15 protein-coding genes are annotated in these 15,790 nt (G+C 63.6%); 8 read left to right on the top strand and 7 right to left on the bottom strand.

Translation table 11 applies throughout. From position 1 onward, the window contains the following. The first annotated feature begins 84 nt into the window (after window positions 1–84). From EJ077_RS07285 to EJ077_RS07275, 3 genes are read left to right on the top strand one after another with little or no spacing between them, the layout of a single operon-like run. A complete protein-coding gene (locus EJ077_RS07285; protein WP_208700789.1) occupies window positions 85–1,701 on the top strand; it encodes a GMC family oxidoreductase in 1,617 nt (538 codons plus the stop codon). Next, window positions 1,698–2,912 carry a mandelate racemase/muconate lactonizing enzyme family protein gene (locus tag EJ077_RS07280; protein WP_208700787.1) on the top strand — a complete coding sequence of 405 codons (1,215 nt, stop codon included), beginning with the start codon at window positions 1,698–1,700 and terminating at the stop codon, window positions 2,910–2,912. The genes EJ077_RS07285 and EJ077_RS07280 overlap by 4 nt, the downstream gene beginning before the upstream one ends. Continuing rightward, entirely contained in the window at window positions 2,909–3,826 is a 918-nt protein-coding gene (locus tag EJ077_RS07275) for an NAD(P)-dependent oxidoreductase (protein WP_208700785.1), read from the top strand. Before EJ077_RS07280 ends, EJ077_RS07275 begins: the two co-directional genes overlap by 4 nt. 375 nt (window positions 3,827–4,201) lie before the next feature. Here EJ077_RS07275 and EJ077_RS07270 read toward each other — a convergent pair whose 3' ends face one another. Continuing rightward, window positions 4,202–5,140: a diacylglycerol/lipid kinase family protein gene (locus EJ077_RS07270; protein ID WP_208700783.1), complete on the bottom strand. Its 939-nt coding sequence runs from the start codon at window positions 5,138–5,140 to the stop codon at window positions 4,202–4,204. Between the two features lie 765 nt (window positions 5,141–5,905). Between EJ077_RS07270 and EJ077_RS07265 the strand changes: the two genes are divergently transcribed. The 3 genes from EJ077_RS07265 (at window position 5,906) to EJ077_RS07255 (ending at window position 8,141) form a co-directional block, all read left to right on the top strand. Beyond that, the gene (locus EJ077_RS07265) at window positions 5,906–6,340 is read left to right on the top strand and encodes a DUF4383 domain-containing protein (protein WP_208700781.1); all 435 of its coding nucleotides are present in this window, start codon (window positions 5,906–5,908) and stop codon (window positions 6,338–6,340) included. A gap of 6 nt (window positions 6,341–6,346) precedes the next feature. After that, window positions 6,347–7,477 carry a hypothetical protein gene (locus EJ077_RS07260; RefSeq protein WP_208700779.1) on the top strand — a complete coding sequence of 377 codons (1,131 nt, stop codon included), beginning with the start codon at window positions 6,347–6,349 and terminating at the stop codon, window positions 7,475–7,477. 142 nt (window positions 7,478–7,619) lie between these two features. Further along, window positions 7,620–8,141: a hypothetical protein gene (locus tag EJ077_RS07255; RefSeq protein WP_208700777.1), complete on the top strand. Its 522-nt coding sequence runs from the start codon at window positions 7,620–7,622 to the stop codon at window positions 8,139–8,141. A 7-nt stretch (window positions 8,142–8,148) separates the two neighbouring features. Here EJ077_RS07255 and EJ077_RS07250 read toward each other — a convergent pair whose 3' ends face one another. The 3 genes from EJ077_RS07250 to EJ077_RS07240 all read right to left on the bottom strand — a co-directional run bounded on the left by EJ077_RS07250 (window position 8,149) and on the right by EJ077_RS07240 (window position 10,892). Then, window positions 8,149–8,772 (bottom strand): hypothetical protein, encoded by a 624-nt coding sequence (locus tag EJ077_RS07250; RefSeq protein ID WP_208700775.1) that lies wholly within the window; start codon window positions 8,770–8,772, stop codon window positions 8,149–8,151. Between the two features lie 74 nt (window positions 8,773–8,846). Beyond that, window positions 8,847–10,469, bottom strand: a complete 1,623-nt coding sequence (locus EJ077_RS07245) for an FAD-binding oxidoreductase (protein ID WP_208700773.1) — start codon at window positions 10,467–10,469, stop codon at window positions 8,847–8,849. Window positions 10,470–10,649: 180 nt separating this feature from the next. Next, window positions 10,650–10,892 carry a DUF1344 domain-containing protein gene (locus EJ077_RS07240; protein ID WP_015316128.1) on the bottom strand — a complete coding sequence of 81 codons (243 nt, stop codon included), beginning with the start codon at window positions 10,890–10,892 and terminating at the stop codon, window positions 10,650–10,652. 435 nt (window positions 10,893–11,327) lie between these two features. On the opposite strand from EJ077_RS07240, the gene EJ077_RS07235 reads away from it, so the two are divergent. After that, on the top strand, window positions 11,328–11,822 hold the full coding sequence (locus tag EJ077_RS07235) for a YegJ family protein (protein ID WP_208700771.1): 495 nt from the start codon (window positions 11,328–11,330) through the stop codon (window positions 11,820–11,822). 15 nt (window positions 11,823–11,837) lie between these two features. On the opposite strand, the gene EJ077_RS07230 is transcribed toward EJ077_RS07235, so the two are convergent. Further along, window positions 11,838–12,812, bottom strand: a complete 975-nt coding sequence (locus tag EJ077_RS07230; RefSeq protein ID WP_208700769.1) for a DUF3137 domain-containing protein — start codon at window positions 12,810–12,812, stop codon at window positions 11,838–11,840. Between the two features lie 250 nt (window positions 12,813–13,062). Further along, complete coding sequence (locus EJ077_RS07225; RefSeq protein WP_245458659.1) at window positions 13,063–14,058, bottom strand: CapA family protein; 996 nt, start codon at window positions 14,056–14,058, stop codon at window positions 13,063–13,065. Between the two features lie 142 nt (window positions 14,059–14,200). On the opposite strand from EJ077_RS07225, the gene EJ077_RS07220 reads away from it, so the two are divergent. Continuing rightward, window positions 14,201–15,457, top strand: coding sequence for a hypothetical protein (locus EJ077_RS07220; protein ID WP_208700767.1), 1,257 nt, complete (start codon window positions 14,201–14,203; stop codon window positions 15,455–15,457). A 30-nt stretch (window positions 15,458–15,487) separates the two neighbouring features. Here EJ077_RS07220 and EJ077_RS07215 read toward each other — a convergent pair whose 3' ends face one another. Beyond that, window positions 15,488–15,766 carry a hypothetical protein gene (locus tag EJ077_RS07215; RefSeq protein ID WP_208700764.1) on the bottom strand — a complete coding sequence of 93 codons (279 nt, stop codon included), beginning with the start codon at window positions 15,764–15,766 and terminating at the stop codon, window positions 15,488–15,490. Between the last annotated feature and the right edge of the window lie 24 nt (window positions 15,767–15,790).

Raw genomic sequence — 15,790 nt, 5'->3', positions numbered from 1 at the left:
CAACCGATGCCGGAAGGCGCGGCGACGCGGCGAACCGGTGGCGTCTAGGCTGCGCCCTGTTTTCAGGAGCCGCCCATTTCCATCATGCAGACCTATGACTTCATCATCGTCGGCTCCGGCTCGGCCGGCTCGGTGCTCGCCGACAAGCTCTCGGCCTCGGGCCGCTTCTCGGTGCTGGTGCTGGAAGCCGGCGGCAGCGACCGTCGCTTCTACGTGCAGATGCCGCTCGGCTACGGCAAGACCTTCTTCGATCCCACGGTGAACTGGAACTACAAGACCGAGCCGGATCCCGGCCTTGGCGGCAATGTCGACCACTGGCCGCGCGGCAAGCTGCTCGGCGGGTCCAGCTCGATCAACGCCATGGTCTGGATCCGCGGCGCGCGCGAGGATTTCGACGACTGGCGCGCCGCCGGCAATCCCGGCTGGGGCTATGACGATCTGTTGCCGGCCTTCAAGGCGCTCGAGGACAACGAGGCCGGCGCCGACCAATGGCGCGGCACCGGCGGCCCGCTGCACATCAGCGATACCACGGACGCCGTCCACCCACTGACGAAACGCTATCTCGCCGCCGGACAACAGGCCGGCCTGCCGCTCAACCCCGATTTCAATGGTGCTGCCCAGGAAGGCGTCGGCATCTACCAGATCTCGACCAAGAACGGCCGCCGCATGTCGGCGGCGCGGGCCTTCCTGCGCCCGGCGATGAAGCGCGCCAATGTCCGCGTCGAGACCAACGCATTGGTCAGCCGCATCCTGTTCGAAGGCCAGCGCGCCGTCGGCGTCGAGTATCTGCAGAACGGCCAGACGAAGACAGCCCACGCCGGTCGCGAAATCATCCTCTCGGCCGGCTCGATCAACTCGCCGCAGCTCATGCAGCTCTCAGGCATCGGCCCTGCGGCGCTTCTCAAGGGGCTGGGCATCCCGGTCGTGCAAGCCAACGAGAATGTCGGCGCCAATCTGCAGGACCATGTCGGCATCAACTACACCTTCAAGGGCAAGTTGCCGACGCTCAACCAGATCCTGCGGCCCTGGTGGGGCAAGCTTCTGGTCGGTATGCAGTACATCCTGACGCGCTCCGGCCCGCTGTCTTTGTCGATGAACCATGGCGGTGGCTTCTTCCGCACCGATCCGGCCTTCTCGCGGCCCAACATGCAGCTTTATTTCCAGGCCTTCTCGACCCTCATCCCCAAGAACGGCGAGCGTCCGATCCTGACGCCCGACCCATGGCCGGGCTTCTCCATCGGCCTGTCCAACTGCCGCCCGTCGAGCCGAGGCGAGATCATGATCCGCTCCAGGAACCCGCTCGACTATCCCAAGATCGTCGCCAACGCCTATTCCATCAATGCCGATGTCGACGAGATGCTGGCGGCGGTGAAATTCGTCCGCAAAATCGCCTCGATGCCGGCCATGGCCGAGATCATCGCCGAGGAGGTGTTGCCCGGTCCGTCGATCCGGTCCGACGCCGACATGATCTCCGATTTCAGGAAACGCTCCGGAACCGTCTATCACCCGGTGTCGACCTGCCGCATGGGACCCGACCCCTCGCGCTCCGTCGTCGATCCGCGCCTGAAAGTGCATGGCCTTGAAGGCCTGCGCGTCATCGACGCGTCGATCTTTCCCGACAACATCACCGGCAACACCAACGCCGCCTCGGTCATGACCGGGTGGAAGGGCGCCGAACTGGTTCTGGAGGACCACACATGAAGATCACCGACGTCAAGACCTGGGTTGTCGGCAACCCGCCGCCCGGCATCGGCGGCAAGTATTTCATCTTCGTCAAGCTGACCACCGATGGCGGCGTGGTCGGCTATGGCGAGGCCTACAACGCCACTTTCTCCGCCCATGTCACGGCCAGGATGATCGAGGACATGGCCGAGCGCTACCTCGTCGGCCGCGATCCCCACGACATCGAGAACTTCTTCCGCCGCGCCTATTCCTCGGGCTTCACCCAGCGTCCCGACGTCTCCGGCATGGGCTGCTTCTCGGCACTCGAAATGGCCTGCTGGGATATCATCGGCAAGGAAGCGAACAAGCCGGTTTACAAGCTGCTCGGCGGCCAGGTGCACGAGACGCTGCGCTCCTACACCTATCTCTACCCCCACACGGGCAGCGTCCATTCCGAGGACGCGCCCGATGGCAGGAACGTCTACAACGACCCCGAGATGGCGGCGGCCTGCGCGCTCGAATATGTCGAGCAGGGCTTCAACGCCGTCAAGCTCGACCCGGCCGGCCCCTACACCGCCTTCGACGGCCACCAGCCGCGCCTCGTCGACATCGATGTCTCGACCCGCATGATCAAGGCGATCCGCGAGGCGGTCGGCACCCGCGCCGACATATTGTTCGGCACGCACGGCCAGTTCACCGCATCGGGCGCGCTGCGCATGGCGCGCGCCATCGAACCCTATGATCCCCTGTGGTTCGAGGAGCCGGTGCCCCCGGACATGCCCGAAGTGATGGCGCAGGTGGCGCGTGCGACTTCGATCCCGATCGCCACCGGCGAGCGGCTGACGACCAAGTCCGAATTCGCCCGCGTCATCGAGAACCGCGCGGCGACCATCCTGCAGCCGGACCTCGGTCGCTCCGGCGGCATTCTCGAAACCAAGAAGATCGCCGCCATGGCCGAGGCCTACCACATCCAGGTCGCGCCGCATTGCTATTGCGGGCCGATCGTCGGCGCCGCCAACATCCAGCTCGCGGTGACGCTGCCCAACTTCCTGATCCTGGAATCACTGAAGCAATGGGACGGCTTCCACGCCACGCTTTTGAAGAAGAAGATCGAATGGCAGGATGGCAACGTCATCCCTTCGAAAGAGCCCGGCCTCGGCGTCGAGCTCAACGAGGCGGTCTGCGACGCGCATCGCTACACCGGCAAGGACCTGCATCTGCAGATGATGCAGACGCCGCTGATGCCGTGAGCGAAAGCTACGCCTTCATCGGCCTTGGCCATCTCGGCGGCAACCTTGCCGCCAGCCTGATCCGCAACGGCTTTGCCGTCACCGTTGTCGACCGCGACCCCGCCGCCGTCGAGCGCCTTGTCGCGCTTGGCGCCACGGCTGCCGGCAGCCCAGCCGAGGCCGCCACCCGCGCGGGCAATGCCATAACCTGCCTGCCTTCGCCGAAGGTCAGCGAAGCGGTGCTTGCCGGGCCGGGCGGGTTGCTTGAAGGCTTGGCCCCGGGCGGCACCTGGATCGAGATGTCGACCAACGGCCGCGACGAGATTTTGCGGCTTGCCGCCCTCGCCTCGGCCAAGGGCATCGAGACATTGGAATGCCCGGTCACCGGCGGTGTGCATTTGGCGGCGGTGGGCAAGATCACCGCGTTGGTCGGCGGCGATGCGGCCCTCTACGAGCGCCACCGCAAGGCCATCGAAGCTATGTGCGCCAAGTCGTTCCTGATGGGCCCGGTCGGCTCGGCGGCGGTGATCAAGGTGATCACCAACATGCTGGCCTTCATCCATCTGGTCGCGGCCGGCGAGGCGCTGATGCTGGCCAAGCAGGGCGGGCTCGACCTCGCGCAGAGCTACCACGCCATCGTTGCCTCCTCCGGCAACAGCTTCGTCCACGAAACCGAAAGCCAGCTCATCCTCAATGGCTCCTACGACATCGGCTTCACCATGGACCTGGCGCTGAAGGATCTTGGTTTTGCGCTCGCCATGGGCGAAAAATCCGGCGTGCCGCTCGAGCTTGCATCGCGTGTCAACGCGATCTTCGAGCAAGGCAAGGCAGCCTATGGCGGCGGCGCCTGGTCGACCCAGATCGTCAAATTGCTGGAGGATGCCGTCGGCACCGAGCTCCGCGCGCCTGGTTTTCCGGCCAAGCTGGAGATTTGATACGATACGGATCATATATTGAAATCAAGATGCTGAGCAAACATTCGCAGGTGCAACGGCAACAACTTGAATCAGAACTGCAGCGTCCGGATCGTCTGTCCTGACAGGTTTCATCCACTGCGGAGGTCGGTGCAAACGCCTCTCCCTTCGTCATCCTATGGCGGAGCAAGGAGCGAAGCGACGCGGCGCAGACCATAGGATCCATGCCGGGACTCCGGAGAGTTGCGGCGGTCCAGAATTCCGCTCCGTTGCACTCCGCGGTGAAGGTCACGGAATGGATCCTCGGGTCTCCGCGACGGAGCTTCGCTCCTGCTCCGCCCGTGGATGACGAAGTCGGGGGATGCTCCAACCCATATACGCCGAACGACGCCCTGCTCAATATCTCAGCGTCAGCGCGCCGGGCAGGATCTCGAAGGTCGCCGGTATGCGCCCGGGCGACTCGCCGTCTATATCCACCAGCGCGCCATTCTTTTCGACGTCGCCGAGCGGTTCGACCACCACTTTCCGGCCGCGCAGGATGGTGATCGCGGGGTGGTTGCGATGCCTGCCGCCATAGAGCAGCCTGATATCCCAGATCAGCTTCAGCTTGCCCGCCGCGCGCAGGATGACGATGTCGAACTGTCCGTCGGCCAGCTCCGCATCCGGCGCGATCATCATGCCGCCGCCGAAGAATTTGCCGTTGGCCACCGCCACCAGCGCCGTGCGCGCCTCGACCGGGTCGCCGTCATCGACGGTGATCCGTATGTCCTGAAAGCGGTAACGGACGAACTCGACCACGGTGCGCCACAGGAACAGCGCCTTGGCAGACATCCTGCCCTTGCGCTTGTCGGCATTGACGGCGCGGTCGGTGGCGCCCGACAGGCCAAGGCTGGCGATGTTGATGAAGTGGCGGCTGGCCAGCGCGCCATGCTCGTCGATGTAGCAGATACGGCCCGCATCGACCGCTCTTGCCTTGGCTTCGGCAATCCGCTTCAGCGTCGCGTCGATCTCCTTCGGCAGGCCGAGGCCGCGCGCGAAATCGATGCCGGTGCCGCACGGCAGAAGGCCGAGTTCGGTTGTCCTGCCGCCCTCCTCGCGGGCCTGCAGCAGGCCGTCGGCCACTTCGCTCGCCGTGCCGTCGCCACCGGCCGCGATCACAAGGTCGAAGCCGTTTGCCGCAAGATCGAGCGCCAGCCGCTCGGCATCGCCCTCGGCCTGGGTCTCGCGCAATTCGAAATCGCCGAAGTGCTTTTTCAGCGCGGCGGCGACATCGGGCCAATGCCGTTTCAGCCGGCCGCCGCCGGCAATCGGATTGAGCACCACTCCGACCTTCAATGCTTTTCCTCCCCGGAAGGCGCCGGCCCGATCCTTTGCCGGCCCGATCCTTTGCCGGCCCGATCCTTTGCCGACATTGAAACCCGCGCCTGTCGGCAGGGCAAGAGCTGCGGCGGTTCATCAGCCGAAAAAGCGGGGCAGGCTGTCTAAGGCACCCGCGCTTGAATTTCCTTGGCTTCTGGCATCGGTCCCCGATAATCCCGCTATCCACAGGGGCAAGCCCATTCCCCACAACCCTTACCCGGCGTAAGTTCAACCCATCTCAGGCGGCTACCGATCGCCAAGCCGAAAGGCGAAGTGAAAGGCGGATTTCCTGAGGCCCGTACGGCCCCGATCGAGAGCAGGCTTGCCTGTTCGAGGGATGGTAGCCGAGACCTACGGGGCCGCGGAAAGCGTGCCAACGCCGACGGCGGACCGATGCTGCCATGAAGGACGGCAAAAACCTTCGATGGCACGCAGGGCAAAGCCCGCAAGGGCCAAGACCAGCGTGGTCTGGAACGGACGCTGCCTTCGGGTGGCTTCTGGCAGGACCGTCAAAATCAAGGCCGGCATGGCGCGACGACTTTACGGAAGTTGCTGCCGCGACCGTGTCCTGATCTGACAGGGAGGCGCTGGGAGAAATCCCGGCGCCGACTGTCTTTTTAACCCTCGCAAAGTCCTTTCCCGGCGAAGTTGCGGGCGCCGCTTCACCGCGCATCAAAATCGGTTAGTATCGCTGCGTCGTCAGAGTCCGTCTGCAACGGGCTTTTCGGAGGGGGATACTTCATGACGCTGATCCAGAAGCTTGCCATCGCCTACGCGTTCCTGTTCTTCGCGGTCGTTGCCATCGGCTACATTCCGGCCTTCAACGATGCCAACGGCAATCTGTTCGGCCTGTTCTCCCTGCAATGGTATGACGACCTGCTGCACGCCTTTTCGGGCGTCTGGGCGCTGGCCGCCGCCTTCATCTCGCAGCGCCAGGCAGTGTTCTATTTCAAGCTGTTCGGCTCGGTCTATCTGTTCGACGGCGTGCTCGGACTGGTCACCGGCTCCGGCTGCCTCGATGCCGGCATCTTCATCAACGGCTTCCGCTCCCTCAACGATATCGAGTTCCCCGCCCGCTTCTTCGCCAACCTGCCGCACATCGTCATCGGCGGCATCGCCGTCTATGTCGGCTTCTTGCTGTCGAAGCGCATCTATGATCACTTCGCCACGGCCTGATCGGCCATGTTCCTGTTCCGCTTGATAAAGCGCATCGTCAAGACGATCCTCTGGCTGATCGTCATCGTCATCCTGATCCCCATCGCCGGGCTTGCCTATGGCTTCGTAACCACGCCGTCGCTCGACAGGACGCCGCTGCCCGGCATTGCCGACGGCGCGCCGCCCAAAACGCTGGCCGACAAGGTGCGCGCCGAGATTCCCGGTTATCAGCGGCCGGAAGAATCGACCTTCCTCACCTACCCCGAATGGGCGATCGTCTACGCCGCGCGCGAATATGCCGGTTTCGTCGCCAAGGACCAGCCGAGCGGCTTTCCCTATTGGTCCTATGTCGGCCGCTTCTGGCAGGATTACGCGACGGTCATCCGCGCCAGTTCCCCCTACAAGTTCAACTACGCCAACCACCAGATGCTGGTGATCATCGGCACCAGCCATTCGATCGAGCATATCCTGCAATGGGCCTATGAGAACACGGTCGGCCGTATCACCGAGGCGGCATCGACCAAGCGTACCGCCGCCGACATCTACCAGGCCAAGGTGGCGGCGGATTATGCAGCTTTTCTCGACCAGGTGCCGTGGTACCAATTCCCCTACGCGCAAAAGCGCGCCGGGCTGTTTGCCGTGCAGCCGGCGCCTGGTGACAGTTCCATCCGCACCAGCGAACGCAAGCTCGCTTTCGGTCTCGCCGACACCATCAAGCAAGGCTATGCCGATCTGATCAAGCAGGCGCTGGCCGCGACCTCCGATCCGGCCTTCCTCGATGTCCATGTCTGGGCCAAGGGGCCGGTCGGCGAGGCCACCCGCAACGAGCCCGACACCTTGCTAGAACGGGACATGGGCGCGGACGGCACCGTCTTCGTCACCAAGCGCTATCAGGTCTTCACCGACATGATCCCGCGGCTGATCGACAAGGGTGTCTCCTTCGTCGAGATCGGCGGCAATGACGAGATCATGGTCACGGTGCTGTCGACCGACGCGATCGCCATTCCCGAAGGCATGCGCATCCTGTTCAGCTATCCGCTCCCGGCTGATCCCTCGACGCGCCGCACCGGCATGGTCGTGGCCGTGCGCAAGCTGCACCTGGTGCTGCCGTCGCTGATCAAGGCCGGCGCCAGGCTCGAACACGTCTACGACTACTGAGACCTTTCGGCCACGCTCCACAAAGATCTGCTATATCGAGCACTCAGCCACGCTCATCCCACAATCGGGGCCAAATTCCCGCCTTGTTCGGGCGCGATGGGTTGCTTGAGGTAGCCGGGGGGCATCTCGAAGGGACGAGACCGTGATCAAGACCGCCCTTGTCGCCATGACCATCGTCGGCTGTGACTGCGACGCCAAGCTGTGCGAATATATCGGCGAGACGCCGGCCAAGTGGTCGACCATCGCCGATTGCGAAGCCGCGATGAAGAGCCAGATCCTGCACGAGCGCAATTTCAACTATCCGCTGGTGTCCGGCATCTGCCGTACCAAGGGCTCGGCGTCCTCATCGCATCTGGCCGCGATCGCGTCCGGCCCGGAACTGAAGCCCGCCAGCAAGACCGTCAGAACGGAAAGCCCGCTGCCGCCGGAGCTCAGCCATCGGCCGAGCGTCCCGGTCGGTTCGCCGACGACGGCCGTGGACGCGGCCGCTGCTCGGCCCGTCGCTTATGAACAGGTGGTCGATGGCGGAACGGGCGTGCTCTATCGCACGAAGAACGGCTACGCCGTGGTCAAGACCGATCTCGGCCGCGCCGCCTCGGCAACCGCCGACGCGGCAAAGCGCTCCGTGAACTGGCTGGCCGGCCTGGTGCCGAGCAAGCTGTAGGCCTCGCCTACATCTTTACCTTCAGGCTCTGCCAGAATTTGTCGATCAGCGGCTTCTCGGTCGCCGCATCCTCGCCCGCGACGCGTGTGATGAACAACAGCCCCTGGTCGGCGCGACCGTAGCCGACGATCTCGAAATAAGCGGTGTCGGTTCGGGTCTTCACCTCGGCGGTGATGCCGGTCAACTCCTTGCCGTCGGCAAGCTTGCGCGTCGTCGGCTGCTGCGTGAGCGCAGCACCCGCCTGCACCGATTCCTTGGTCATCTCCTGCAGCATCAGCTGGTTGAGCGACACCGGGTTCATCTCGCTGTATTCCTGCACCACGACGATCGTGCCCAGCGCCGAGGCCATCAGATATTGCGTGATGTTCTCGCCGAGATCGGTCTTGGTCACCGAAATTCCACTCGGATGGTTGAAGGAGAAACTGCCGCCGGAAAAGGTGGCGAAATCGTTCTTGTCGAGCTTCACTTCGACCTGTCTGCCGTCCGGCAACGTCACATGGGTGCTCTCGCCGGCGTCGATATCAACCGCCTTGCCGTCGATCGTCACCTTGAAGGCCTTGAGGTCCTCGGCTCCGGCGGATCCAGCGCACAGCGCGATAAGAGTGAGGGCCGCCGCCGATACCATGCGCATTGACTGTTCTCCTGCTCTATTCCTGAGCAGTTCCAGGCGGGAAAACCGCTTCACGCTTTTCCTGGAACTGCTTCTTATACCACCCCGCTCAGCGCCTTGATGGCACGGTAGAAGGTCGAGGAAAACAGTTCCGTCGGATCATGGCGCCGCTTTGCCGCCAGGAAGGCCGGCAGTTCGGGATAGGACGCCAGCAGCTCCTTGCCCGTATAATGCAGCTGATAGGGCAGGAAGAATCGCCCGCCATGCTTGATCGTCACGTCGATCAGCGCCCGCGTCAGCGCCCGCATCCTGGCGTTGCCATCGGCATCGGTCGGCTGGTTGATATAGAGCACCAGCGAATAGGCCGGCTCGGGCGCGTAGGTCAGCGCCACGTCCTCCTTGTGGACGATGCGCACCGAGGCGTTGAGGACGGGCAGATCCTGGTTGCGCAGGATTTCGCGCGCTTCCGCGATGAATGGATTATACGCGGCGCGAGGAATAAAATATTCGTGCAGTATGTCGGTCTCGTTCATGAGGTCGTTGAACAGATACGGCACCGAATCGTGCATCGGGTTGTTGCGGGTGACGAGACAGGCCTCGCCCTGGGCAAGCGCCGAGGTGCGCGGCACCGTGCAGCTCTCGAATTTCGGCTCCAGCGTCTTTTCGGTGAACCATTTCAGTTCCTGGAACGCGCTGCCCCATTTGGCCATGTTCATGATCACCCGTTTGAGGCCGACGCCATCGGGTTCACCGAGCGCCGGCTGGTCCGCCGGCGGCTGCTCCGCCACCTTGTCGTAGCGGTAGACGATCATGTCCTCGAGGAAATTGCCCGGCGCCGTCGACAGATGGCCGTAGAACAGGCCGATGTCCTTGTTCGGCTCCAGCACCTCGGCGAAGAATTTCGGAAAGTCGTCGGATTTGATGATCTCGCGCGAGGTGCGGTAGACGGCGTTGTCGACGATATCGAGCGTCGCCTCCAGCACCACGCCGAACAGGCCGTAGCCGCCGACAACATGGCGGAACAGCTCGCTGTTGTCGGCTGGGGAGCAGGTGGTCACCGATCCGTCGGCCAGCATCACCCGCATCGAGCGGATCGAGCCGGCCACCGAGCCCGCCTGATGGTCCATGCCATGCGCGTTCACCGACAGCGAGCCGCCGACCGAAAAAATGTCGGTCGACTGCATCGCCTTCACCGCGAAGCGCGGATGCAGCATGGTCTGGATGTCGTGCCAGCGCGCGCCCGGCTGCAGGGTCATCGTCTTGGCCGCGGCGTCCACGCTGACCTTATTGAACGTTCTGAGGTCGAGAACCAGCGCATTGTCGTCGAAGGCATGTCCGCCCATCGAATGGCGGATGGCCGCCAGCGACACTTTCAGCCCGTTGGCGCGCGCGAAGGCCAGCGCCTTGGCGATATGCTCTTCCTCGCTGACCTCGACCACGCCATAGACCGGCGTCCTCGACAGGCCGCTGGCATCGTTGATGTCGCCGCCCTTTGCCAGCCAGGGCAGCGACGGATCGAAGGCCGGCGGGCTGTCGATCGGCTTCAGCGGCAGCGCGATGCCGTCGATATCGGCGATGCGTCCGGTGTTCTTCGGCCCTGACGGGCCTCGCGCCAGCCGCGCCACGGTGGTACCGCCCCACAGGACGGCGCCGCTAAGGACAGCCGCGCCCAGTAGCAGCCGCCGCGACAGGCGAAATCCCTTTTGTTCCTCGGCCATGCAAATCCCCCGCAGCCAAGGAATAGCGCGGCCTTTTGGCAAAAACCATAGCAGCGCTGCCGCTACGGCGGTTCGCCACCGTCGTCGCCCGGCGGCGAGGGTCCAAGGTCATGAAAATGGCCGGTCCCCGAAGGAACCGGCCAGATTGGAGCAGGGTCTCAAAAGTCCGATCAGGAGTCTTTATGAAGCCTTCTTGATCGACGTCACCATGCCGGTCTTGTCGTCGACAGTGACCGCCACCTTGGCGCCGACCTTCAATTTCCCGACCGACGCATCGGGCGACAACTGGTAGATCTTGCCGTCGTCGAGGGTGACCGACTTGGTTGTCGGATCGACCGCCTGGATGGTGCCCTGAACGGTCGCGGCATAGGCGGTGCCAAGAAAGGCGAGCAGAGCGGCGGTGGTTGCGAGGGTCTTCTTCATGGATAGAACTCCGTGCTGTTTCGGTTTTCCGGCGCCGCTTGGGAGAGGCAGCACCGAACGGCCCGAGACTGGAGCGGAAAGCGCGCCATCGGCAAATCACGTTGAATGAATTTTCGCAAAGGAAATCATTGGCTTAATTCCGACACATTAGCCTCCAAGCCCTCCGACGCCGATAGCTTTCCCGCCCTGATGGAAGGCTGTTCTCCGCACGAAAAGAATCGTTTGACGGATTGTGGCTCGTGCTGCCGGCGATCACGCGGCCGCCGCAATCCCTTCCCGACCGCATCACGAAACAGGACTGTGATTTTCATCGGTACACATTTTATGTCGTGGGGTCGGCTCGATCCTTCCACTTTGCGGAGAGCAATCTCGCGCTCAGGTTGCAAACTTGAAGCGGATGCGAGATGGTGTCGCGCTTGTGACAAGGGGACTTCCATGAAAATCGCCGTCCGGACCACGCTATCCCTGATGCTGGCGATTTTGCCGGGCCTGGCTGGCGCGCAAGGCGCCGATCCGGGTGACGACAAGACGCTGATCTTTGCGCCCGGCGATCCCGATATGGCGGCGGCGACCGCGCGAGCCCTCGCCAGCCTGGATGAATTCCTGGCACTGTCCGAAACACCTCCGTCCGGCACCGACAGGTTCAAACTGAAGGTCAAGGTGCGTGACGGCAACGTCACCGAACACTTCTGGGTCATACCGTTTCGCCGCACGGAAACCGGATTTGCCGGCATATTGGCGAACGAACCGGAAGAAGTGCACAACGTCGTCCTCGGTCAGAATATAGAATTCACGCGTAACGACATTTCCGACTGGGGATACACCAGGGACGGCCATCAGGTCGGCAGCTTCACCGTCTGTGTGATGTTCAAGAGAATGTCCAAGGAAGAGGCGGACTATATGCGCGGCAAATACGGCTTCGACTGCTGAGCCTGCTTCGGCCTATCAAATCGCCCCGTCCCTCACGCCGATCTTCCTCACCAAGGCCGCCGTCGCCAGCATGGCGCCCATGTCCGAGATCATCGGCGCGACATGGGTCTGGTAGTTCAGCGGCACCGAAATGGCGGGCAGTTCGAAGAAGTTCTTCGCTTGCGGCAGGAGCAGAAAACCGTCGCTTCCGTTGAGCGCGACACGCGCCGGCTCGTCCGGCCAGGTTTCGCCGAGCCATTTCAGTGCCTGCGCCAGCCGCCCGGTCACCAGCGGCCGCGCCGCCTCGACATTGTCGCTGCGGAATTCATAGGCGGCGTCGAGAAAAGGCTCGCCCGACGACAGGTCCTGCAGCTTGGACCCAAACATGCCACGGAAAAAGCCGACGACCGCATTGGTTCGCCGCGTCGCCACCAGGATGCCCGGGAACGGCTCGACGGCCTCGAAGGCGACGATGACACCCTTGAATGCAGTCGACGAACCCTTGCCGTTCCCTTCCCGCAATTCCGTCTCGTAAAGCTCGAACGGAAACTCTTCGTAGCGCCCGGAAACGACATCGTCGAAGGATTGCCGGTTGAAAGGCCCGACCGTCTCGCGCGGCAGCCGGTCGAAGGAGTTCGGCCTTCCGCCGTGCTGGTAGTGCACATCGCGGATAAAACCGAAAATGATGGGCAGAAGCGTGTCGCGGAACGATTGCTGCAGCCGCGTCGCCGGTTTCATGGCCTGGAAATAGAGCAGGACCGAAGCGGCGAAGCCGATGGCATAGAGAAATACATGCGGCGTCGAGAACCATTGCTCGTGGGGATCGGCGACCTTGTTGAACAGCCAGGCGACCACCGCCACGGCAACCAGCACCAGGCCGACGAACAGCGGCACCCGCCAGCGCACCCGTCGGACCGCCGACGCCCGCGCCGTCTCGTAGGCCTCGATATCTTTCCGGATGCCGGCGATGACCGCTGCATCGGGCATGAAATCCGCTGTTTCCACCGCCATCCCCCGTCGGCTCGACAGGTTCATGATAGCTGGTTTTGCAGGAGCGGCGCCAGACGGGGGGCACTTCTTCCTTCTCCCTTGTTGTGGGAGAAAGTGGATCGGCGCGTCAGCGCCGAGACGGATGAGGGGTGTTCCAGCGGAGTGAGACGCTGGTATTCCCTGGAGCACCCCTCATCCGTCGCCTTCGGCGACACCTTCTCCCACAAGGGAGAAGGGAAAACCGCCCTCAGCCGCCCCTCAACCTTTCCCCTCATCGCACCCCCACCCCTTCCATCGTCGCCAGCCGCTCATGATCGCCGGCGCGCAGCCGCACGAACGGATACAGCCGGTAAGCCGCGACAGCCCCGCGCGTGTCCGCTTCAGCACTGACGTCGACGATGAAAATCCCGCCGATGCGCCCCGGCCATGGCTGGCGGGCAAAGGCGGTGCCGAGGAAGTCGCCGAGCCCATAGGCGACGATCGCCTCGCCGATCCGCTGCACCGGCTGCAAGACATGGGCATGATGGCCGGCGATCAGCCCGACGCCGTGCCCGGCCAGCCGCCGCGCCAGCGCCCGTGTCCCGGCACGCGGAAAATGCCGGAATTCCCAATCCCAGTGCGGCACCGCACAGAGGAGATCGATCCCCGCGCTCGCCTCGCGCGGCCAGCGCGCCGGATCGCCTTCCATGGAGACGCGGCCGGCAAACAGGCTTTCGTCGGCGTTGCGCCAGAGCGTGAAAGCGGCGAAGCCGAGAGCGAGCGGCCCGACCGCGAAGCGTTCGACCGGACCAGTGGCGGCCGGGCCGATGGTGCGGATATCGAGTTGCTTCAACGTGGCCAACGTCGCGTCGAAACCGGCGACACCCTGGTCGAACACATGATTGTTGGCCAGCGACAGCACGAGTTTTTCGCGCCCGATCCCGACCGCCGCCAGTGCCTCCACCAGAAAACGTTCGCTCATCGCATGATGCGTGCCAAGCTTGGTTCCCAGCACGGCACTTGGCTTGTCCATGATCGGGCTTTCGCAATTGCCGATCACCAAGTCTGCTGAGCCCAGCAGAGCCCTGATCGCCGGATCGCAGTCGGGTGCGCTCCGGTTGGCCACGGCCGAGATGTCCCCGACAAAGGCAAGCCGCACCATCTGCTTCGGCGGCGGATCCATCGGCGTCCCGGCAGCTGGGGCAAACCCGTTTGCGTCGCCGGCAAGCGACGGCTTCAGGAACCGTGGCAGCCAGGACAGTTTGTAGGAAAGCGGATAGTTCGACACGCGATGCCCAATTTGCTTGCCCTGTGTAGACCGTCCGTCCGGCGGGTTGAAGCCATCCGGCGACAATCATGCGCCGAGGCCGGCAGACGGCGGACGGCAAATTCGTGTATGGTCGCCGGCGCGAAACGCGCCTGGAGGGAACATGAAACGAGTTGCGAGCCTGCTGGCCTCAGCCTTTATTCTGCTTGTACCGTTGTCTTCGGCTAACGCCGCCATGCCCGAAGCGGCAACCGCATTGTTCGAAGCCAAGACCGTGGCCGCGCGCGACGGCGCGCTGTCGACGTTGGAAGCGGCCGCGCCGAAAGATCCGGCGTCGGCCTATGCCGCCGGCGCCGGCGAGTTCTTCACGGCACTCGAATTGCTGGCGAGCGGCCTGCACCGCCATGGCTTCGAGAGCCCGCAATCCTTCATGCTGCCGCTGATGCAACTCCCGGTGCCGACAAACCCCAACCCCGAGCCGCTGACCTACGAAGAGTTCCGCGCCATCCTGGTCGCCTTCCGCGACCGGCTGGCAAAGTCCGCCGCGACACTGGGTTCGGTACCGGCCGGCGCCGATATCGGCATGGTCATCGACCTCATCCATGTCGGGATCGACCTCAACGAGGACGGCACGATCGCACCAGATGAAAGCATGGCGGCGATCATGGCCGCGCTGTCGCACGGCGGCATGGCGCCAGACGGGGCCGCACCGGCGCTCACCTTCCGCTTCGATCGCGCCGACGGCTACTGGCTGCAGGGATATGCCGAGTTCCTGATGGCGCAGGCCGATTTCTGGCTTGCGCATGATTTCAGGGGCACGTTCGACGGCTCGTTCCACATGCTGTTTCCGCGCGCCAAGCTGCCGTTGCAGGACATCCTCGTGCCGCCGCCCAGCGAGATGGGCTCGAGCATGTTCGCGTCGGAATGGCGCATCGCCGATTTCATCTCGATGGTGCACATGATCAACTGGCCGGTGATCGAGCCGGAGCGCCGCAAGGCGGCGCGCGGGGAATTGCTGGAAATGATCCGGCTGTCGCGCGAGGACTGGAAGGCGATCCGCGCCGAGACGGACAATGACCGCGAATGGCTGCCGGGTCCGCAACAGAAGGGCGAAAACCCACTCACCGGCCTCGAAGTCGGCGAGGAACAGGTGCAGGCCTGGCTCGCCAGCCTGACCATGGCCGAGGACTTGCTCGAAGGCCGGGCGCTGCTGCCGCATTTCCGCATCACCGGCAAGGGCATCAACATGAAGCGCTTCTTCGACGAGCCGAAGCCCTTCGACCTGGTGCTGTCGATCACCGGCCCGGGCATCGCGCCTTACCTCGAAAGCGGCAAGATTCTGACCAGCGAGGATTTCGACCAGATCCAGCGCGAGTTCGGCGGCGGCGGGTTTTTGACGTTCGCGCTGTGGTTCAATTGAGGACCTAAGTGCCTCGAACCGCACTGGCGATCAGAAGAACCGGCGCTGCAGACGCAGGAGCCCGGCCACGACCGCCGCTATCAGCGCGTTCGATATCACGCCGACCGCGCCGCTCATCCAGGCGATATCGCCGGACTGGCCAAGAACTACGAAGGGATAGCCAATGGCGATGATGACAATCGCCGCCACCAGTCCAAGCCAGCTCACGCTTGGCTGCTTGACCCTGAGGCTGAGGAAATAGGCGATCGCGATCAGCACGATCCTGAGCGGGTCCAGTATCTGGGCAATGACGATAGCGGTCAGAAGCATGGCGGGGCACTAAGCTTCAAAACC

It is taken from the genome of Mesorhizobium sp. M8A.F.Ca.ET.057.01.1.1, from assembly GCF_003952565.1.
Classification (GTDB): Bacteria; Pseudomonadota; Alphaproteobacteria; order Rhizobiales; family Rhizobiaceae; genus Mesorhizobium.
Note: the sequence above shows the minus strand (reverse complement) of the source record. Positions and strands in the feature narration are given on the sequence as shown.